A 17,385-nucleotide genomic window follows, 5' to 3' on the forward strand; every position below is an offset into this window, starting at 1 on the left:
TGATGGCAGAGAGGTCACACCCGTTCCCATACCGAACACGGAAGTTAAGCTCTCTAGCGCCGATGGTAGTTGGGACCTTGTCCCTGTGAGAGTAGGACGTTGCCAGGCAAAATGGAGGATTAGCTCAGCTGGGAGAGCACCTGCCTTACAAGCAGGGGGTCGGCGGTTCGATCCCGTCATCCTCCACCATATATGTCGGAGGGGTAGCGAAGTGGCTAAACGCGGCGGACTGTAAATCCGCTCCTTCGGGTTCGGCAGTTCGAATCTGCCCCCCTCCACCATTCTTAATTAATGGGCTATAGCCAAGCGGTAAGGCAACGGACTTTGACTCCGTCATGCGCTGGTTCGAATCCAGCTAGCCCAGCCATTAAGAGCCATTAGCTCAGTTGGTAGAGCATCTGACTTTTAATCAGAGGGTCGAAGGTTCGAGTCCTTCATGGCTCACCATTTTAATGAAATATGCGGGTGTGGCGGAATTGGCAGACGCACTAGACTTAGGATCTAGCGCCTTTGGCGTGGGGGTTCGACTCCCTTCACCCGCACTTTTAATAAAATAACTCATACATGTCTTGCGGAAGTAGTTCAGTGGTAGAATACAACCTTGCCAAGGTTGGGGTCGCGGGTTCGAATCCCGTCTTCCGCTCCAATTTTCAATATGACATGCCGGGGTGGCGGAACAGGCAGACGCACAGGACTTAAAATCCTGCGGTGGGTGACCACCGTGCGGGTTCGACCCCCGCCCTCGGCACCATATGCGCCCGTAGCTCAATTGGATAGAGCGTTTGACTACGGATCAAGAGGTTAGGGGTTCGACTCCTCTCGGGCGCGCTTTTATTAACGGGAAGTGGCTCAGCTTGGTAGAGCACCTGGTTTGGGACCAGGGGGTCGCAGGTTCAAATCCTGTCTTCCCGATATTCCCAAAAAACATGGGGCCTTAGCTCAGCTGGGAGAGCGCCTGCCTTGCACGCAGGAGGTCAGCGGTTCGATCCCGCTAGGCTCCACTTTATTTAATATATGTCTCGGAGGTATACCCAAGTTCGGCTGAAGGGATCGGTCTTGAAAACCGACAGGCGGTGAGAATCGCGCGGGGGTTCGAATCCCTCTACCTCCTCCATTTTTTCTTTAATGGTTTAGACATATAATAATAAAATATTTATTTTTTCCTTCATGGAGGTATACCCAAGTTCGGCTGAAGGGATCGGTCTTGAAAACCGACAGGCGGCGAGAGTCGCGCGGGGGTTCGAATCCCTCTACCTCCTCCATTTTTAAAACTTTATATTGTCGCGGGGTGGAGCAGCACGGTAGCTCGTCGGGCTCATAACCCGAAGGTCGCAGGTTCAAATCCTGTCCCCGCAACCAAATGGTCCCGTGGTGTAGTGGTTAACATGCCTGCCTGTCACGCAGGAGATCGCCGGTTCGACCCCGGTCGGGACCGCCATTTATGTTGGCTCGGTAGCTCAGTCGGTAGAGCAGAGGACTGAAAATCCTCGTGTCGGCGGTTCGATTCCGTCCCGAGCCACCATTTTTTTATGCCGGCTTAGCTCAATTGGTAGAGCAACTGACTTGTAATCAGTAGGTTGGGGGTTCAAGTCCTCTAGCCGGCATCATTTAGGGGCATAGTTTAAAGGTAGAACTGAGGTCTCCAAAACCTCCAGTGTGGGTTCGATTCCTACTGCCCCTGTAAAGTATATGGGCCTATAGCTCAGCTGGTTAGAGCGCACGCCTGATAAGCGTGAGGTCGATGGTTCGAGTCCATTTAGGCCCACCATATATTATTCCGCAGTAGCTCAGTGGTAGAGCTATCGGCTGTTAACCGATCGGTCGTAGGTTCGAGTCCTACCTGCGGAGCCATGGCCCGTTGGTCAAGTGGTTAAGACACCGCCCTTTCACGGCGGTAACACGGGTTCGAATCCCGTACGGGTCATACAAAAAAGAGTCAGCATTATGCTGGCTCTTTTTTATTTTGTTAATCCTTTTTATTACGTTACTTTCCAGAAATAAATAAAGGAATTTTGGAAAAGCTATGGTATGTATAAAAAGGAGGAAATCATAATGACACGAGTGAGAGACTTAATGAGTACCCATATTGTACATTGTACACCGCTAGACAATGTATATGAGGCAGCTGTAAAAATGAAGGAAGAATCGATTGGATTAATTCCTGTTGTTGAAAATGAGCAAGTTGTTGGGCTTGTTACTGATCGTGATTTAGTCGTTCGAGGGATTGCTGAAAAACATCCTGGATCTAATAAGATTACAAATGTAATGACAACAAATATTATCTCAGTTTCTCCAAATGATTCTATTGAAAAAGCTACAGAGCTAATGGCACAGCATCAAATTAGACGATTACCAGTAGTTGATAGTGGTCAACTTATTGGCATGTTAGCACTAGGAGATTTAGCTATAAGGGAATCAGCAGATGATCAAGCTGGATTTGCCTTGAGCGAAATCTCAGAGCGTACAGAGTAAATTGAAACTTTCATTAACCGAGAGTTTAATGGTCACTCATAAAGAGCTAAATTATATATAAATTTCAGATACATTATTCTAGTATATATGGATTAAACTAATATGTTAGCGTGATGTATCTGAGACATTATATAATAAGTATGTGGTTAATAATTTCGACATTTTTTTAAAATTTGTTATTCTTAATTTTTAATAAGAGAAAAGATGATATACTGATAGATATAAGTATTATGAGAGATTTTGAATATAACAATATTAATTTTTAGTGGTGCGATAATAAATTAATATTTCCTACATAGATGAAAAGGGAAGGGGAATTATATGAAGGCTGTACAGGGCGATCCAAATTGGAATTTGGTTACAGATACATATATAGAACCAAATAATTTCGCTGAATTATTTTCTTTGCTTGTACCTTGTCACCCAAAAGGTGAGGGGAAAGAACGAACTATATTAGTATGGAAAGAGAAAGAATTTTATAAAGAAGAAAATTTAGCGGCATTTATCGTATATGGCATGAATAAAGCAAAGAAATTACCGCAGTTTCATAAAGATGAAATTCCAACTTTAGTGCGTATTCTTCGCTTATGCCAAGAGATTGGTTGGTATGAAGAGGCAAATGATTTTATGATAGCGCAAGGATTAGCTGAGTTTGTTCATACTTCATTGGAATATGAAACATGGGATCTTTTGACGCAATCAGTTGCTTTAAATTATTTAATTATTAAATATCGTATAGGTGAATTGACAGATAGGGATATTGAAATTTGGGATAGAGTTAAATTTAATGAGAAGTGTATAACCGATTGTAAACATTTATTATCTCATAAAGAAGTATTGGAATTTACATTCTTTTATATGTGCAAGAGAGCGAAATCATTATCAAAAGAGCAATTAAATAGTGATATGATGAGTTTAGCAATGTATTGTAATACTTTTGTATATGATTTGTATACACATGATTTATTACGGAAATATCGTAAGTGTACAGATTTCCTATCATATTATGGACCTAGTCAGGCAGTTTTAGCATGTCAAAGAGCTGTATTATCTCAAATTTCCGATCGCTTAGACCCATTAAAGACAACGCATGTAGATGATTATTTATATGTGATGAAAGAAATGATGGAGCATATGACGATAGGAGTAATGGATCGATATGGTCATTTTATTGGAAAGCTACTATCTTATGTGCCATTTTTCGAAATGATACAAGTTCCACAGCATGCATATTATTGTGAAGAATTACTGTATATTTGTAAGGGCATTGAATATAAAGAAGAAACACTACGCAATTATATATTTATACAATTACATGATTGTTTACCATCATTCTTTAGGCTATTTCTTAAAAATAAGCGTTACGCAACGATTCATGATATTCTTTTCTATTGGTGCGATGACGAACAACGAATGAGCTTAGAGAAAAAATATAATCTGAGCTTTATTTATGAAAAATATGCTTGTGGATAAACAATATTTTCGATATGAAAAATTAATATAAATTAAAAAGGATCTCCAGTTTATGTGAGATCCTTTTTTGTTAGTAAAACAAGGAGAAAGTGATTAAGACAAGAAACAACATTCCATATAGGAGAAGTTGTGCAGTATAACTTCCTTGTATACCAAAAAAAGTATTGGCTTTCTTATACAAATGCAATATGTATTTTATTGGAGCATCTTTGAAAGATTGGTACACAGTGTCTCCTCTTTCTAAGCTTCTTGTTCTTGTTTTTGTTTTTGGTTATAAGGGACATTAATATATCTAGCTACAAATAATAAAACAGCCATAAAGAATACTGGAAATACAGTAGATAAATAAAAGCCATTACTAATTATATTTGTTATGAGAGCACTCAAAAGAAAAATAGCATTATAAATATGGGCAATTTTTTGTTTTAGTTGCACTTGAAATGATTCCATCATAATTTCTAATGCAACAAAAGCAATAATAATAGATAAAAATACAATGTTTGTATTGTAAATGATTAAACAACAGATTAAACCTAAAAAGGCTACGTATTCAACTATAAGAGGTATATTGCGTGGCATACAATTTACCTAACTAAATATGGCAGTGGATTTACTGCATTTGTTTTTTCAAAATTCCATTCTCCATTATGTAATTCAAAATGAAGATGCTGCCCGTATGAATGACCTGTGTTTCCCATATGACCTATTAATTGTCCAGTTTGTACTTGATCACCAGCTTGTACAGTGCGATCCTTCATATGAGCATAAACAGTTGTATATAATTTCCCATTGATTTGATGTGCAATGAAAACAACATTGCCATAGCTAGCTGAATAATAAGATTTCACAACTTTACCTGCAGCAGCAGCTTGGATAGAGACGTTTCCTGGAGCGGCAATATCTATACCATAATGCATTTGTTCCCAGCGTATATCAAAGGTTGAGCTAATTCTTCCTTGAGCAGGGAATTTGAAAGCAGCTGGAATTGATGAAGGTTGATCTGTTTTAGCTTGTGGTTGATTTTGTACTACATAGTGTTTTGCTACATATCCGTATCCTGTGCCAAAACGAATTTTATACCAAGTACCTACAGTTTCTACTACTTGTACTTGTGTACCGTTTTGTAATGAACCGAGTAGAGCGCTACTTGTACTAGCGGTGCTACGTACATTTAGATTAGGTGTTGCAACAGTATATTTTGTATTATTTTGAACGGTGATTCCTTTTACTAAGGGTTGTGAACCATTAGAGATGAATGCTTTTTGTACGTAACCTGTTTGGCCATTATGTGATATTTTATACCATTCGCCTTGATCTTCTTGAACGGTAATAAACTTACCATTTGGTAATACATCTAAAATGGAAGATTCTAAATTAGGTTCAGAGCGAACGTTTAATGCATTAGCATTAACGATGTATTGATCATTAGATTGAAGTTTGTTTTTTAGTAAAATAGCATCTTTTTGTACATAACCTACTTTATTATGAACAGATACTTTATACCAACCATTAGTTGTTTCAAGGATGTTCACTTTTGTATTAAAGCGAATTGTATCAATTGATGTGCTTTTTACGTTATCTTCTGTATGTAATGCTACTTGATCGACTTTGACATACCCAGTTTTAATATTAGATAATTGTTCAGCGTTTGCTTTTTGTACATTTGTTTCACCCATAGAAGGAAGTAAAGAAGCAATCGCTACAGTAGTTGCTGTTAAAGCAGTAGCTTTCATATTCATGGAATAGAGACCTCCTCTAGTTGTATAGTTGTAATTTTATTATAGTATAAAGATATAATATAGTGGGGGTATTCACATAAATGTAATATGAAATCAATATAAAAATAAATTTTTTGAGGATAATGATTCCTTTTTATACAATTAATTGGGGTTTTATTTTCTAAAATAGAATGTATGTATTGTATAATTTTGATATTATGTTGATAATTAAGAAAATTAAAAAAGTTGATGATGTCTTATTAGGGTGTTATACTGACAGTGATAATTTTATAGTTTGCTAGGAGAGCTGGTGTTGCCAGCTGAGAGTAGGCCGTAAGCCTTTGATCCTTTTTATTACCTGATCTAGATTATGCTAGCGTAGGGAAGCAATTCGGACACTAACAATGAGTCCCCGTTTCTTTGCGTATAGAAACGGGGCTTTTTTATTTGAAAATTTCATATTGAAACCACTAGGGGTGCTTGACTTGCTGAGAGAGGAATAATCCTTAACCCTTACAACACCTGATCTAGGTAATACTAGCGAAGGGAAGTGGAACATCGAATAAATGTATAACTTTATTTGCTGTAACCACTTCTTATATATAGAAGTGGTTTTTTATTTAGATACATATATTGAAAGGGGATAGAGAAATGAAATTTTGCGATAGATTATTAGAAACTGTGCAACCGGTTTGGGAGATGAGTCATAATCATCCGTTTGTAGTGGGTATGGGAGATGGCACGTTAGAAAAAGATAAATTCCAGTATTATATTATTCAAGATTATTTATATCTGCTAGATTATGCAAAGTTATATGCGATTGGTGTTGTAAAAGCAACGAATCCACAAGTAATGGGAAAGTTCGCTGAACAAATTGATGGAATATTAAATGGCGAAATGACAATCCATAAACAATATGCAAAAAGACTTGGAATTTCTATAGAGGAGATAGAGTCTGCGAAACCATCTGCTAAAAATTTAGCTTATACAAATTACATGATGTCTGTATCTCAAAATGGCACATTTGCGGAATTAATAGCAGCGCTTCTTCCATGTATGTGGAGCTATTGGGAAATTGGAAAGCGTTTAAATGATATTCCTGGAGCAAGAGATCATGAGTTTTTTGGTGAGTGGATTCAAGGATATAGTTCGGAAGAATACGGTAATCTTTGTATTTGGTTAATAGATTTATTAAATGAAATGGCAGTTGGAAAGTCTGAGAAAGAACTAGAAAGATTAGAGGAGATCTTCTTATATTCCAGTCGATTTGAATATTTATTCTGGGATATGTCCTATCGTAAGGAGATGTGGGGATTTGAGGAGCAAGAACATACTACAGTTTCATAATGTTTCTTTTCATTACGATGAGAAACCAATCATCCATGAATTAAATGCTTCTATACATGAGAAAGAGTTTGTCAGTATTATCGGACCGAGTGGATGTGGAAAAAGTACTTTATTTCGCCTTATTACAGGTCTAGAAAAGGTAAGTACTGGACAGATAGAACTGACAGAAACAAAGAACCATCCTGTAGGATATATGCCGCAAAAAGATATGCTTTTGCCGTGGAGAACAATTATTGAGAATGCTGCCCTGCCGCTAGAGTGCCAAGGTGTACAGAAGAAAGAAGCAGAAGTAAAGGCAAAGGAACTGTTACATAAATTTGGTTTGCAAGGGTATGAGAAAAAATATCCGAAAGATTTATCTGGTGGTATGAGACAACGTGTATCTTTTATTCGAACTTTATTAACAGGCGGGGAGATATTGCTGTTAGATGAACCATTTAGTGCGTTGGATGCTTTAACGAAGACCTCTTTGCAAGAATGGTTGTTTGAACAATGGCAAGAGTGGGAAAAAACAATTTTATTCATTACTCATGATGTTGAAGAAGCGTTATTTCTTTCAAACCGAGTTTTAGTAGTGGAACAGCAGCCGATAACGACTTTGACTGAGCGGACTGTACCGCTTGATCATAACAGAACACGAAAAGATTTATATAAACCGGAAGTATTAGCGCTGAAAGATGAGCTTCTTAGTATGTTACAAAGGCAGGTACTTGTGTGATGAACCGATTGAAAGAATTAGTTCCTGCTATTACACTTTCTAGTATTTTACTAGCTGTGTGGGAAATAGGAGCAAGAATTGTAGATGAGATGTACATTTTACCGTCACCTTCTGCGATTTTAATGAAGATATGGAAACTAAAAGACATATTATTTACAGTTCATTTACCTGCAACGTTATACGTCGTTTTAATAGGTGTTGTTATCTCTATCGTATTAGGTGTAGGGCTAGCGATGTTAATGAATGCGAGTACATGGATGGAGAGAGCATTTTATCCATTATTAGTTGCTTCACAAACGATTCCGATTACTGCGCTTGCTCCGCTATTTGTTTTATGGTTTGGATATACAATTTGGAGTAAGGTTGTTGTCACAGTTTTAATTACGTTTTTCCCAATTGCGGTCAATACGTATGATGGACTGCGTAGTACGAAAAAAGAATGGGAGGAGCTCTTAGTTACATATGGAGCAACAAAAAGAGATATTTTTCTTAAATTAAAGTTGCCGTCTGCTCTTCCTTATTTTTTCTCAGCTTTAAAAATTGCAGTTCCGCTTAGTGTTATCGGAGCAGCAATTGGAGAATGGCTCGGTGCACAAGCTGGGCTTGGATATTTCAGTAAGAGAATGATGACGCAGTTAGATGGAGCTGGCGTATTTGCACCTATTGTATTGTTATCATTATTAGCTATTTTCTTCGTCGTAATTATTTCCATATTAGAAAAGAAATTCATTAGTTGGAGGAAGCATTCATGAAATTTTTAAAGCGCATCTTTGTGTTTACATTATTAATTGCAATAATTGCAGGATGTTCGAGTAATTCAGCATCAGACAAAAGTAAAAAAGAGAAAGAAATAACAGTCATGTTAGATTGGTATCCAAATGCGGTACATAGCTTTATCTATGCAGCAATTGAAAAAGGATACTTTAAAGAAGAAGGTGTAAAGGTAAATATTAAATTCCCTTCTAATCCGACTGATCCATTAACGCTGGCAGCAGCAGGGAAGGTGACAGTTGGCTTGTATTATCAGCCAGATGTTGTTATGGCGAAAGCGAATGAGCAAATTCCAGTGAAATCAATTGGGGCTGTCGTACGTTCACCATTAAATCATGTTGTATCACTGAAATCAGCGGGCATTCAATCACCGAAAGATTTAGAAGGAAAAACAGTAGGATACTCTGGAACACCATTAAGTGAGATGTATTTAAAAACGATGGTAAAAGAAGCTGGTGGTAATCCTGATACAGTGAAAGTAGTAGATGTTGGCTTTGATTTAGTACCAGCATTAATTACGAAGAAAGTAGATGCGGTAACAGGGGCATACATTAACCATGAAGTACCTGTTATGCGTCATGAAGGCCATGAACCAGCGTACTTTAATCCAGCTGATTACGGAGTACCAAACTATCATGAGCTTGTGTTTGTAACAGGTGATAAAACGTTGAAAAAAGATAAAGAGGCGTTGCAAGCTTTCTTACGTGGTACGAAAAAAGGCTATGATTTCATGAAGAAAAACCCAGATGAAGCATTGAATATTTTATTAAATCATCAAGAAAAAGAAAACTTCCCACTTGTGCCAGAAGTTGAAAAGGAAAGTATGAAAATTTTATTAGAGAAGATGGAAACGAAAGATGAGCCATTCTTATCAGATTCAAAAGAATCTTGGGAGAAACAAAATAAGTGGCTGAAGGACAAAGGAATGACGAATGAAACCGTCCCAGCCGATGAATTATTCGAAAATATTTTAAAGTAGGCGAATGAATATGAAAAATGAGCTCCACGTAATCTCAAATGGCCATATGCCATTCGAAGAGTTAGTGAATGTAGCGATGCAAATTGAGAGTGAGATTGATTATTTGCATATTCGTGAGCGTGAGAAGAGTACGAAGGAATTATATGAAGGTGTGGAAAGTCTATTAATGGAGGGCTTTCCAGCTTCTAAAATTGTCATAAACGATCGAATTGATATTGCAATTTTATTAAATATTCCTCGTGTTCAACTAGGATATCGAAGTACAGATGTAAAGTCAGTGAAAGAAAAGTTTTCGTATTTGCATGTCGGTTATTCTGTGCATTCGCTAGATGAAGCAATAGTAGCTTTTAAAAATGGAGCGGATTCACTCGTTTATGGCCATGTATTTCCGACAGATTGTAAAAAAGGTGTGCCAGCGAGAGGGCTTGAAGAAATTTCAGACATTGCAAGGTGTTTATCTATACCGATTACAGCAATTGGAGGAATTACCCCAGAAAACACAGTGGATGTTCTTACTAACGGTGTAAGCGGTATAGCAGTTATGTCTGGAATTGTAAGTAGTAGTAACCCGTATAGCAAAGCGAAATCTTATAAGGAATCAATAAGAAAGTGGGCGGAAAAACATGTGTGAGAAGTATGATGTAGCGATTATTGGTGGTGGTGTAATTGGTAGTTCAGTTGCACATTTTCTAGCAGAAAGAGGACATAAAGTAGCGATTGTGGAGAAGCAAAGTATTGCATCGGAAGCTTCAAAAGCAGCTGCTGGTTTACTTGGTGTTCAGGCAGAATGGGATGCGTATGATCCGCTATTTGAACTTGCTAGAGAAAGCCGAGCTATATTTCCACAACTTGCAGCAGTTTTACGTGAAAAGACGGGTGTTGATATTGGATATGAAGAAAAAGGAATTTATCGTATTGCTCAAAATGAAGATGAGAAGGAAAGAATTCTTCACATTATGGATTGGCAGCAGAAAACAGGTGAAGATTCTTATTTTCTAACGGGAGACCATGTGCGGGAAAAAGAGCCATATCTATCCGAATCTATTATAGGAGCAGTATATTATCCGAAAGACGGTCATGTTATTGCACCAGAGCTTACGAAAGCATTCGCACATTCTGCAGCGATTTCCGGTGCTGATATATATGAACAGACAGAAGTATTTGATATCCGTATTGAAAATAATAAAGTGACTGGAGTTATTACAAGTGAAGGTATTTTCACATGTGAGAAAGTCGTTATTGCAGGAGGTTCATGGAGCACGAAGTTACTCAGTTATTTTCACCGCGATTGGGGTACATATCCAGTTAAAGGAGAAGTGGTTGCGGTAAGAAGTAGAAAACAACTTTTAAAAGCACCTATTTTTCAAGAAAGATTTTACATTACTCCAAAGCGCGGTGGACGTTACGTAATTGGGGCAACAATGAAGCCACATACGTTCAATAAAACTGTGCAGCCAGAAAGTATAACTTCTATATTAGAGCGTGCTTATACAATATTGCCAGCTTTAAAAGAAGCAGAATGGGAAAGCACGTGGGCAGGATTAAGACCACAATCGAATCATGAAGCTCCTTATATGGGAGAGCATGAAGAAATAAAAGGTTTATATGCTTGCACGGGCCATTATCGAAACGGTATTTTATTAAGTCCTATTTCTGGCCAATATATGGCTGATTTAATAGAAGGAAAGCAAGAGAATCATTTGCTAGATTCATTGCTTTCTAGAAGAGTTTAGAAAGGGGATGGAAGTTTGAATTTAAAAATTAATGGTAACCAAATTGAAGTGCCAGCGAGTGTAAAAACAGTAGCTGAGCTACTTACACATTTAGAGCTAGATAACAGAATTGTTGTAGTAGAGCGTAATAAAGATATTTTACAAAAAGATGATCATACAGATACATCTGTTTTTGATGGAGACCAAATTGAGATTGTAACTTTCGTAGGAGGCGGTTGATTATGTTAAACATTGGACCATTTTCATTTCATTCTAGACTTTTATTAGGAACAGGTAAATTCCCTGATTTTGACGTACAGCAAAAGGCAATTGACGTTTCTGAAGCTGAAATTTTAACGTTTGCAGTACGTCGTATGGATATCTTTGATGCAAAGCAACCTAATTTATTAGAGAAACTTGATGTGAAAAAATATACGTTATTACCAAATACAGCAGGAGCAAAAAACGCTGAAGAGGCTGTTCGTATTGCAAAATTAGCAAAAGCTTCTGGGCTTTGTGACATGATAAAGGTAGAAGTTATTGGTGATGATAGAACGTTATTACCTGATCCGGTAGAAACATTAAAGGCATCCGAAATGTTACTGGAAGAAGGATTTATCGTACTTCCGTATACATCTGATGATGTTGTATTAGCACGTAAATTACAAGAGCTTGGCGTGCATGCGATTATGCCAGGAGCATCTCCAATCGGATCAGGACTTGGTATTGTAAATCCATTAAATTTGAGCTTCATTATTGAACAAGCGACAGTACCAGTTATCGTTGATGCCGGTATTGGTAGCCCAGCTGATGCGGCATTTGCAATGGAATTAGGAGCAGATGGCGTGTTATTAAATACAGCTGTATCAGGAGCAAAAGATCCTATTAAAATGGCACAAGCAATGAAATTAAGTATTGAAGCAGGCCGTTTAGGATTTGAAGCAGGTCGCATTGCACGTAAGCGTTGTGCAACTGCAAGTAGTCCTTTAGAAGGAATGAGCGTAGTTGAATAATCGATATTCTCGCCAAGAACTATTTTCTCCAATTGGAGAAGAAGGACAGCAAAAGATAAGAGAAAAGCATGTGCTTATTATCGGTGCAGGTGCATTAGGTAGTGCAAATGCAGAGATGTTTGTAAGAGCAGGTGTTGGCAAGATAACAATTGTTGACCGTGATTATGTAGATTGGAGTAATTTACAAAGACAACAATTGTATGCAGAGAGCGACGTAAAGAATAATCTTCCAAAAGCTATAGCGGCTAAAAAACGTTTAGAAGAGATTAATAGTGATGTAACAATAGAAGCTCTCGTTCAAGATGTAACAGCTGAAGAGCTAGAAGAACTTGTTATAAATGTTGATGTAATTATTGATGCGACTGATAATTTCGAAACGCGCTTTATTGTAAATGATATATCACAAAAATATTCTATTCCATGGATTTACGGTGCATGTGTAGGTAGTTACGGTCTTTCTTACACAATCCTTCCTAGTAAAACACCATGTTTATCATGTTTATTACAGTCGATTCCGCTTGGCGGGGCAACATGTGATACAGCGGGTATTATATCACCTGCTGTATCTCTTGTCGTTTCTCATCAAGTAACAGAAGCTCTTAAACTGTTAGTAGAAGATTACGAATCACTTCGAGATGGGCTTGTATCGTTTGATATGTGGAAGAATGAGTATTCATGTATGAATGTGCAAAAACTTCGCCAGCATAATTGTCCTTCATGCGGAGAGAATGCATTATATCCGTATTTAAATAAAGAAAACACATCAAAAACAGCAGTTTTATGCGGGCGAAATACAGTTCAAATTAGACCACCTCATAAAGATGAAATGAATTTTGAACAATATAAAGAGTTGTTGGAAGGTCGTGTAAATGATTTAAATATAAATCCATATTTACTATCATTTTCTGTTGAAGACAAGAGGTTAGTAGCCTTTAAAGATGGCCGTGTGCTCGTACATGGAACGAAAGATATAAGCGAAGCAAAAACGATTTATCATCGCTATTTTGGATAGAAAAGGATGAGTGGGATGAAAGTGAATAAAGCTTTAACAATTGCAGGGTCTGATAGCGGCGGCGGTGCTGGAATTCAGGCAGATTTAAAAACATTCCAAGAGCTTGGTGTATACGGAATGACGGCTATTACGGCAATTACTGCTCAAAACACGCTTGGCGTTCAAGGGGTATATCCTGTTCCATTAGAAGGTATTACAGAACAGCTGAATTCAATTGGTACGGATGTAACACCAGATGCAGTGAAACTAGGAATGTTATTTAGTAGTGAAATAATTCAAATTGTTGCAGAACAAATTAAAAAGTTTGGCTGGAATAATATTGTGCTAGATCCCGTTATGATTGCAAAAGGCGGTGCATCATTATTACAGCAAGAAGCAGTTCAAGCATTAAAAGAATATTTATTACCAGTAGCAACTGTTATAACACCGAATGTCCCAGAAGCAGAAGTGTTAACTGGGATGGAGATTCATAATGTTGAAGATAGTAAGGAAGCTGCAAAAGTATTGCATGAATTAGGTGCTAAATATGTGCTTATGAAGGGCGGACATGCAGAATATCAAGGGAATGAAGTAATTGATTTCCTCTTTGATGGAGAAAAATTTATTGAGTTTAGAAGCGAGCGAATTCCTTCAAAGCAAACGCATGGAAGTGGGTGTACATTTGCTTCAGCGGTTACAGCAGGACTTGCGAAAGGATACTCAATTGAAGATGCTGTTCAAGAAGCAAAACGATTTATTAGTATAGCAATTGAAGAGCCATTGAATATTGGTAGTGGTCATGGACCGACGAATCATTTTGCATATAAAGTGAATAGAACGCGTGCATAGGTAAGTGAAAAGCCAGTTTTATAACTGGCTTTTTTTCTGTTTACTTTTTCAAAATACAGGAGTAATATATCAGCCAGAATATATTTTTTTGTAAACGCTGAGTCCAATTATATGGAGCGGAGGAACCAATTTGTGCGTAGGCACTAGGGGTGAATCTTTCAAGTTTGAAAGTAGGGCTACTCTCAAAGTCCGAATCCGACAGCTAACTTCGTAAGCGTCTTGAGAGAGGACGGTGCCATGATGGATACATCACTTCATCGATCTGATTAGTATAGGGGAATATCAATCTATGTTTGATTTCTTTTATACTAAGGAGGATGAGGTACATGGAACTAACACTTATTTGTGTTGGAGAAGAAAGTAAAGTAGATAGTTTAAGAGATTTAGTATCATTTCAACATGAGTTAATTATTTTTACAGCAAATGAAGAGATAGCGGCTGAAGTTAGGAATTGTGGGTTTGATTGGACTTATAGCTGCAGTAAGGAGCAGGACTTTACTAGTATTTGTGAGTGTATTAAGAAGGTGATTTTACTAGGGGATGAGCTTCCAATCGTTAGTTTTTTCACAGAACACATTCGCTTTTCTTTTCAAGCACCTATTACTGTTGTTACAAGGAATAAACGATATCCAGCGAGGCTCTATGAAACCATTGGAGCTAAGTTTGTCGTGTTTACAAATTGTGATAATATTTCTTTTTTATTTTTTGAATAGGGCGGGGGAAGAAATGATGAAGGTACTATTACTTGGAGATATAGCAAATCGTTGGGCAGTATCGGTAGAGCGAGTTCAAGAATTGGTCCAGATTGATCCCCTTTTTCCAGGGCCATATATTATATTACCATCAAAAGATGCTTTGTATTTAGAGATGGATATTACCGAGTATGAGCAGCTACATGCAGAATTGACACAAGTTTATATTCGTGGGAGAAATTTACGTGCATTTTTACGAGGAGAATAAAGGTTGAATAAAAAAGAGCGAATGCTGAGTGCAACAAGCTATGCACTTCATGTCATTCGCTCTTTTTATTTCATATTTAAAAGGTCATTTTTAAGAAAAGAAAAGAGAAATAAAGAAAATAGATGAAATAACAGTAATAATCTTCAATGTAAGCGTTTAAATGAATGTAAATATTATTATTTTCAGTAATTTACCCCTTTACAAGTGAAATATAGAGGAGTATATTTACTCTCATAAATCATTCATAAAATTCCCAAAAAAACCTAAAATCGCTGAGTTCCAGAAATGGAGCGGGGGAACCAATTTTGTGCATCGTCACTTGGGGTGAATCTTTCAGTTTTGAAAGTAGGGCTACTCTTTAGGCCCGAATCCGACAGCTAACCTCGTAAGCGTTTAGAGAGGAGGTTTACTTTTTGTTGTTCATTTTTTGAACACTGAGTAGAGCTCAGTGTTCTTTTTTAATATTTAAATGGTAAATTTTAACAAAAAGAGAGGGATAGTTATGTTAGATGTTGTAATGGTCGGGATTTTTATTTTATTAGTTGCATCGATGGCAAGTCTTGCAAGTTGGTCAGATAAAGTTGTGAAAGAAGGAAAGCAATCATGATGATTGTCTTATCGGTTATTGTCGCAGCAATTACAGTGTATTTAGTGTATGCATTATTAAATCCAGAGAAGTTTTAATTAGGGGGAATCATTCATTATGATTTGGGTTGCAGTCATTATTACAATGCTCTTGTTTATTTTAGTAGCAAAGCCAACGGGGATTTATTTAGAAAAAGCTTTTCAAGGTAGCAAAACGTTAGATAAAGTATTCGGGCCTTTTGAAAAACTTATTTTTAAAATTACGGGTGTAAAAGCATACAATCAAACGTGGAAACAGTACGCATTATCATTAGTTTTATTAAATGGATTTATGATCGTTGTCGTATACTTCATTTTCAGATTACAAGGTGTGCTGCCACTAAATCCAGCGCATATTGAAGGGATGGAGCCTACGCTCGCTTTTAATACAGCAATTAGTTTTATGGCTGATACAAACTTACAGCATTATAGCGGTGAAAATGGTTTATCTTATTTATCACAATTAATCGGAATTACATTTTTAATGTTTGCGGCACCAGCAACGACATTAGCGCTCGTTATGGCTTTTATAAGAGGACTTGCTGGAAAAGAACTTGGTAACTTTTTCGTTGATTTTACGAGAGCGTTAACGAGAGTGTTTCTTCCTATTGCATTTATTGCGGCACTAGTTTTTGTCGCACTTGGCGTACCGCAAACGTTAGATGGGGCGGTTACAGCACAAACGATTGATGGGGCAAAGCAAAGTATATTACGTGGACCTGTTGCATCATTCGTTTCCATAAAGGAACTTGGAAATAACGGCGGTGGATTTTTCGGAGCGAACTCTACGCATCCTTTTGAAAATCCAGGACAAATGAGTAATATTTTGCAAATGATGCTTATGATGTTATTACCAACAGCACTTCCATTTACGTACGGACGAATGGTCGGAAATAAAAAACAAGGCCGCATCCTTTTCGTGTCACTATTTATGGTATTTTTACTAGGGTTTATAACGATTACGACATCTGAACTAAACGGGAACCCGGCATTAAATGGAATGGGTATCGAACATGTACAAGGAAGTACAGAAGGGAAAGAAGTACGATTTGGAACAGTATTTTCTTCACTATACGCAACGGTAACGACAGCTGCTGAAACAGGCGCTGTTAATACGATGCATGATACGTTAACACCAATTGGCGGTTTAGTTCCGCTTGTAAATATGATGTTAAATACTGTGTATGGCGGCGTTGGAGCAGGTTTTGTAAACATTATTATGTATGCAATTATCGCGGTGTTTATATCTGGGTTAATGGTTGGACGGACACCAGAGTTTTTAGGTAAAAAGATTGAAGGTAAGGAAATGAAATTAATCGCGGTCACGATTTTATTTCATCCATTGCTCATTTTAGGATTTTCGGCATTAGCTCTTTCAACAAATTTAGGGACGGATGCTATTTCTCATTCCGGTTTCCACGGTTTGACGCAAGTGGTATATGAATATACATCGTCAGCTGCGAATAACGGATCTGGATTTGAAGGATTAGGAGATAATACACCGTTTTGGAATATTACGACTGGTTTAGTTATGTTTTTAGGACGTTACTTCAGTTTAATTACGATGCTAGCTGTGGCAGCTTCATTGAAAGAAAAAACGGTAGTGCCAGAAACAGTCGGAACGTTCCGTACAGATAATAGTTTATTTGGTGGCATCTTCATCGGAACAATTGTAATTGTCGGTGCATTAACATTCTTCCCGATGTTAGTACTCGGTCCAATTGCAGAATTTCTTACATTGAAGTAATGGAGGGTAAA

Annotated in this window: 20 protein-coding genes, 20 tRNA genes, 1 rRNA gene and 4 riboswitches; of the genes, 39 read left to right on the top strand and 2 right to left on the bottom strand. The window is 37.5% G+C overall.

The window, feature by feature from the left end:
* The 23 genes from rrf to ACTFN4_RS19390 all read left to right on the top strand — a co-directional run.
* A 5S ribosomal RNA gene (gene rrf, locus ACTFN4_RS19280) occupies window positions 1-108 on the top strand; the annotation flags it as partial.
* Window positions 109-113: 5 nt separating this feature from the next.
* Window positions 114-189 (top strand) — tRNA-Val (locus tag ACTFN4_RS19285).
* An 8-nt stretch (window positions 190-197) separates the two neighbouring features.
* Window positions 198-281 (top strand) — tRNA-Tyr (locus ACTFN4_RS19290).
* 11 nt (window positions 282-292) lie between these two features.
* Window positions 293-367 (top strand) — tRNA-Gln (locus tag ACTFN4_RS19295).
* A gap of 4 nt (window positions 368-371) precedes the next feature.
* Window positions 372-447: transfer RNA gene (locus ACTFN4_RS19300), tRNA-Lys, on the top strand.
* Window positions 448-461: 14 nt separating this feature from the next.
* A tRNA-Leu gene (locus tag ACTFN4_RS19305) sits at window positions 462-542 on the top strand.
* Between the two features lie 29 nt (window positions 543-571).
* Window positions 572-646: transfer RNA gene (locus ACTFN4_RS19310), tRNA-Gly, on the top strand.
* 16 nt (window positions 647-662) lie between these two features.
* Window positions 663-751: transfer RNA gene (locus tag ACTFN4_RS19315), tRNA-Leu, on the top strand.
* 3 nt (window positions 752-754) lie between these two features.
* Window positions 755-828, top strand: a tRNA-Arg gene (locus ACTFN4_RS19320).
* Between the two features lie 10 nt (window positions 829-838).
* A tRNA-Pro gene (locus tag ACTFN4_RS19325) sits at window positions 839-912 on the top strand.
* A 16-nt stretch (window positions 913-928) separates the two neighbouring features.
* Window positions 929-1,001 (top strand) — tRNA-Ala (locus tag ACTFN4_RS19330).
* A 20-nt stretch (window positions 1,002-1,021) separates the two neighbouring features.
* Window positions 1,022-1,114: transfer RNA gene (locus tag ACTFN4_RS19335), tRNA-Ser, on the top strand.
* A 55-nt stretch (window positions 1,115-1,169) separates the two neighbouring features.
* Window positions 1,170-1,262 (top strand) — tRNA-Ser (locus tag ACTFN4_RS19340).
* Between the two features lie 20 nt (window positions 1,263-1,282).
* A tRNA-Met gene (locus tag ACTFN4_RS19345) sits at window positions 1,283-1,359 on the top strand.
* A gap of 3 nt (window positions 1,360-1,362) precedes the next feature.
* Window positions 1,363-1,438, top strand: a tRNA-Asp gene (locus tag ACTFN4_RS19350).
* Window positions 1,439-1,446: 8 nt separating this feature from the next.
* Window positions 1,447-1,522, top strand: a tRNA-Phe gene (locus ACTFN4_RS19355).
* Window positions 1,523-1,531: 9 nt separating this feature from the next.
* Window positions 1,532-1,604: transfer RNA gene (locus tag ACTFN4_RS19360), tRNA-Thr, on the top strand.
* A 6-nt stretch (window positions 1,605-1,610) separates the two neighbouring features.
* Window positions 1,611-1,681 (top strand) — tRNA-Trp (locus ACTFN4_RS19365).
* Between the two features lie 10 nt (window positions 1,682-1,691).
* Window positions 1,692-1,768 (top strand) — tRNA-Ile (locus tag ACTFN4_RS19370).
* An 8-nt stretch (window positions 1,769-1,776) separates the two neighbouring features.
* Window positions 1,777-1,851 (top strand) — tRNA-Asn (locus tag ACTFN4_RS19375).
* Between the two features lies 1 nt (window position 1,852).
* Window positions 1,853-1,924 (top strand) — tRNA-Glu (locus tag ACTFN4_RS19380).
* A 128-nt stretch (window positions 1,925-2,052) separates the two neighbouring features.
* Window positions 2,053-2,472, top strand: coding sequence for a CBS domain-containing protein (locus ACTFN4_RS19385; RefSeq protein WP_000199006.1), 420 nt, complete (start codon window positions 2,053-2,055; stop codon window positions 2,470-2,472).
* Window positions 2,473-2,793: 321 nt separating this feature from the next.
* Entirely contained in the window at window positions 2,794-3,945 is a 1,152-nt protein-coding gene (locus ACTFN4_RS19390; RefSeq protein WP_000648912.1) for a DUF3965 domain-containing protein, read from the top strand.
* Window positions 3,946-4,185: 240 nt separating this feature from the next.
* On the opposite strand, the gene ACTFN4_RS19395 is transcribed toward ACTFN4_RS19390, so the two are convergent.
* Together ACTFN4_RS19395 and ACTFN4_RS19400 are read right to left on the bottom strand one after the other, a co-directional pair.
* Window positions 4,186-4,524: a hypothetical protein gene (locus tag ACTFN4_RS19395; RefSeq protein WP_439962686.1), complete on the bottom strand. Its 339-nt coding sequence runs from the start codon at window positions 4,522-4,524 to the stop codon at window positions 4,186-4,188.
* Window positions 4,525-4,529: 5 nt separating this feature from the next.
* The gene (locus tag ACTFN4_RS19400; protein ID WP_001056037.1) at window positions 4,530-5,684 is read right to left on the bottom strand and encodes an SH3 domain-containing protein; all 1,155 of its coding nucleotides are present in this window, start codon (window positions 5,682-5,684) and stop codon (window positions 4,530-4,532) included.
* 269 nt (window positions 5,685-5,953) lie between these two features.
* A riboswitch (TPP riboswitch) is annotated at window positions 5,954-6,065 on the top strand.
* A 60-nt stretch (window positions 6,066-6,125) separates the two neighbouring features.
* Window positions 6,126-6,229, top strand: a riboswitch (TPP riboswitch).
* 85 nt (window positions 6,230-6,314) lie between these two features.
* Here ACTFN4_RS19400 and tenA point away from each other — a divergent pair.
* The 16 genes from tenA (at window position 6,315) to kdpA (ending at window position 17,374) form a co-directional block, all read left to right on the top strand.
* Window positions 6,315-7,010, top strand: a complete 696-nt coding sequence (gene tenA, locus ACTFN4_RS19405) for a thiaminase II (RefSeq protein WP_000666821.1) — start codon at window positions 6,315-6,317, stop codon at window positions 7,008-7,010.
* Window positions 6,979-7,728 carry an ABC transporter ATP-binding protein gene (locus ACTFN4_RS19410; RefSeq protein ID WP_001256797.1) on the top strand — a complete coding sequence of 250 codons (750 nt, stop codon included), beginning with the start codon at window positions 6,979-6,981 and terminating at the stop codon, window positions 7,726-7,728. Before tenA ends, ACTFN4_RS19410 begins: the two co-directional genes overlap by 32 nt.
* Window positions 7,728-8,480: an ABC transporter permease gene (locus ACTFN4_RS19415; RefSeq protein WP_001080853.1), complete on the top strand. Its 753-nt coding sequence runs from the start codon at window positions 7,728-7,730 to the stop codon at window positions 8,478-8,480. Before ACTFN4_RS19410 ends, ACTFN4_RS19415 begins: the two co-directional genes overlap by 1 nt.
* Complete coding sequence (locus ACTFN4_RS19420; protein ID WP_000670415.1) at window positions 8,477-9,478, top strand: ABC transporter substrate-binding protein; 1,002 nt, start codon at window positions 8,477-8,479, stop codon at window positions 9,476-9,478. The genes ACTFN4_RS19415 and ACTFN4_RS19420 overlap by 4 nt, the downstream gene beginning before the upstream one ends.
* Window positions 9,479-9,488: 10 nt before the next feature.
* Window positions 9,489-10,109 (top strand): thiazole tautomerase TenI, encoded by a 621-nt coding sequence (tenI, locus tag ACTFN4_RS19425; protein WP_000787170.1) that lies wholly within the window; start codon window positions 9,489-9,491, stop codon window positions 10,107-10,109.
* The gene (gene thiO, locus ACTFN4_RS19430; RefSeq protein ID WP_000333312.1) at window positions 10,102-11,211 is read left to right on the top strand and encodes a glycine oxidase ThiO; all 1,110 of its coding nucleotides are present in this window, start codon (window positions 10,102-10,104) and stop codon (window positions 11,209-11,211) included. Before tenI ends, thiO begins: the two co-directional genes overlap by 8 nt.
* A gap of 15 nt (window positions 11,212-11,226) precedes the next feature.
* Window positions 11,227-11,430 (top strand): sulfur carrier protein ThiS, encoded by a 204-nt coding sequence (gene thiS / locus ACTFN4_RS19435; protein WP_001049502.1) that lies wholly within the window; start codon window positions 11,227-11,229, stop codon window positions 11,428-11,430.
* Window positions 11,431-11,432: 2 nt separating this feature from the next.
* Window positions 11,433-12,203 (top strand): thiazole synthase, encoded by a 771-nt coding sequence (gene thiG, locus ACTFN4_RS19440; RefSeq protein ID WP_000931981.1) that lies wholly within the window; start codon window positions 11,433-11,435, stop codon window positions 12,201-12,203.
* On the top strand, window positions 12,196-13,215 hold the full coding sequence (thiF, locus tag ACTFN4_RS19445) for a thiazole biosynthesis adenylyltransferase ThiF (RefSeq protein ID WP_001065417.1): 1,020 nt from the start codon (window positions 12,196-12,198) through the stop codon (window positions 13,213-13,215). The genes thiG and thiF overlap by 8 nt, the downstream gene beginning before the upstream one ends.
* A 15-nt stretch (window positions 13,216-13,230) precedes the next feature.
* Window positions 13,231-14,043 (top strand): bifunctional hydroxymethylpyrimidine kinase/phosphomethylpyrimidine kinase, encoded by an 813-nt coding sequence (gene thiD, locus ACTFN4_RS19450; protein WP_025687120.1) that lies wholly within the window; start codon window positions 13,231-13,233, stop codon window positions 14,041-14,043.
* Window positions 14,044-14,128: 85 nt separating this feature from the next.
* Window positions 14,129-14,276, top strand: a riboswitch (cyclic di-AMP (ydaO/yuaA leader).
* A gap of 93 nt (window positions 14,277-14,369) precedes the next feature.
* Window positions 14,370-14,756, top strand: coding sequence for a hypothetical protein (locus ACTFN4_RS19455; protein WP_000424067.1), 387 nt, complete (start codon window positions 14,370-14,372; stop codon window positions 14,754-14,756).
* Between the two features lie 13 nt (window positions 14,757-14,769).
* Window positions 14,770-15,003 (top strand): hypothetical protein, encoded by a 234-nt coding sequence (locus ACTFN4_RS19460; protein WP_002025339.1) that lies wholly within the window; start codon window positions 14,770-14,772, stop codon window positions 15,001-15,003.
* A 3-nt stretch (window positions 15,004-15,006) separates the two neighbouring features.
* Complete coding sequence (locus tag ACTFN4_RS19465; protein ID WP_001034421.1) at window positions 15,007-15,129, top strand: hypothetical protein; 123 nt, start codon at window positions 15,007-15,009, stop codon at window positions 15,127-15,129.
* A 134-nt stretch (window positions 15,130-15,263) separates the two neighbouring features.
* A riboswitch (cyclic di-AMP (ydaO/yuaA leader) is annotated at window positions 15,264-15,409 on the top strand.
* Window positions 15,410-15,505: 96 nt separating this feature from the next.
* Window positions 15,506-15,610: a SipW-dependent-type signal peptide-containing protein gene (locus ACTFN4_RS19470; RefSeq protein WP_000887894.1), complete on the top strand. Its 105-nt coding sequence runs from the start codon at window positions 15,506-15,508 to the stop codon at window positions 15,608-15,610.
* On the top strand, window positions 15,610-15,687 hold the full coding sequence (gene kdpF / locus ACTFN4_RS19475; protein WP_223153441.1) for a K(+)-transporting ATPase subunit F: 78 nt from the start codon (window positions 15,610-15,612) through the stop codon (window positions 15,685-15,687). The genes ACTFN4_RS19470 and kdpF overlap by 1 nt, the downstream gene beginning before the upstream one ends.
* 19 nt (window positions 15,688-15,706) lie before the next feature.
* On the top strand, window positions 15,707-17,374 hold the full coding sequence (kdpA, locus tag ACTFN4_RS19480) for a potassium-transporting ATPase subunit KdpA (protein WP_000638328.1): 1,668 nt from the start codon (window positions 15,707-15,709) through the stop codon (window positions 17,372-17,374).
* Window positions 17,375-17,385: the final 11 nt, after the last annotated feature.

It is taken from the genome of Bacillus cereus group sp. MYBK95-2 (assembly GCF_051915225.1).
Lineage (GTDB): Bacteria > Bacillota > Bacilli > Bacillales > Bacillaceae_G > Bacillus_A > Bacillus_A cereus.

Coding starts and splice junctions, on each gene's coding strand:
- ACTFN4_RS19385 (WP_000199006.1), top strand. CDS start 2,053: ATGACACGAGTGAGAGACTTAATGAGTACCCATATTGTACATTGTACA.
- ACTFN4_RS19390 (WP_000648912.1), top strand. CDS start 2,794: ATGAAGGCTGTACAGGGCGATCCAAATTGGAATTTGGTTACAGATACA.
- ACTFN4_RS19395 (WP_439962686.1), bottom strand. CDS start 4,524: ATGCCACGCAATATACCTCTTATAGTTGAATACGTAGCCTTTTTAGGT.
- ACTFN4_RS19400 (WP_001056037.1), bottom strand. CDS start 5,684: ATGAATATGAAAGCTACTGCTTTAACAGCAACTACTGTAGCGATTGCT.
- tenA (WP_000666821.1), top strand. CDS start 6,315: ATGAAATTTTGCGATAGATTATTAGAAACTGTGCAACCGGTTTGGGAG.
- ACTFN4_RS19415 (WP_001080853.1), top strand. CDS start 7,728: ATGAACCGATTGAAAGAATTAGTTCCTGCTATTACACTTTCTAGTATT.
- ACTFN4_RS19420 (WP_000670415.1), top strand. CDS start 8,477: ATGAAATTTTTAAAGCGCATCTTTGTGTTTACATTATTAATTGCAATA.
- tenI (WP_000787170.1), top strand. CDS start 9,489: ATGAAAAATGAGCTCCACGTAATCTCAAATGGCCATATGCCATTCGAA.
- thiO (WP_000333312.1), top strand. CDS start 10,102: ATGTGTGAGAAGTATGATGTAGCGATTATTGGTGGTGGTGTAATTGGT.
- thiG (WP_000931981.1), top strand. CDS start 11,433: ATGTTAAACATTGGACCATTTTCATTTCATTCTAGACTTTTATTAGGA.
- thiD (WP_025687120.1), top strand. CDS start 13,231: ATGAAAGTGAATAAAGCTTTAACAATTGCAGGGTCTGATAGCGGCGGC.
- ACTFN4_RS19455 (WP_000424067.1), top strand. CDS start 14,370: ATGGAACTAACACTTATTTGTGTTGGAGAAGAAAGTAAAGTAGATAGT.
- ACTFN4_RS19460 (WP_002025339.1), top strand. CDS start 14,770: ATGATGAAGGTACTATTACTTGGAGATATAGCAAATCGTTGGGCAGTA.
- ACTFN4_RS19470 (WP_000887894.1), top strand. CDS start 15,506: ATGTTAGATGTTGTAATGGTCGGGATTTTTATTTTATTAGTTGCATCG.
- kdpF (WP_223153441.1), top strand. CDS start 15,610: ATGATTGTCTTATCGGTTATTGTCGCAGCAATTACAGTGTATTTAGTG.
- kdpA (WP_000638328.1), top strand. CDS start 15,707: ATGATTTGGGTTGCAGTCATTATTACAATGCTCTTGTTTATTTTAGTA.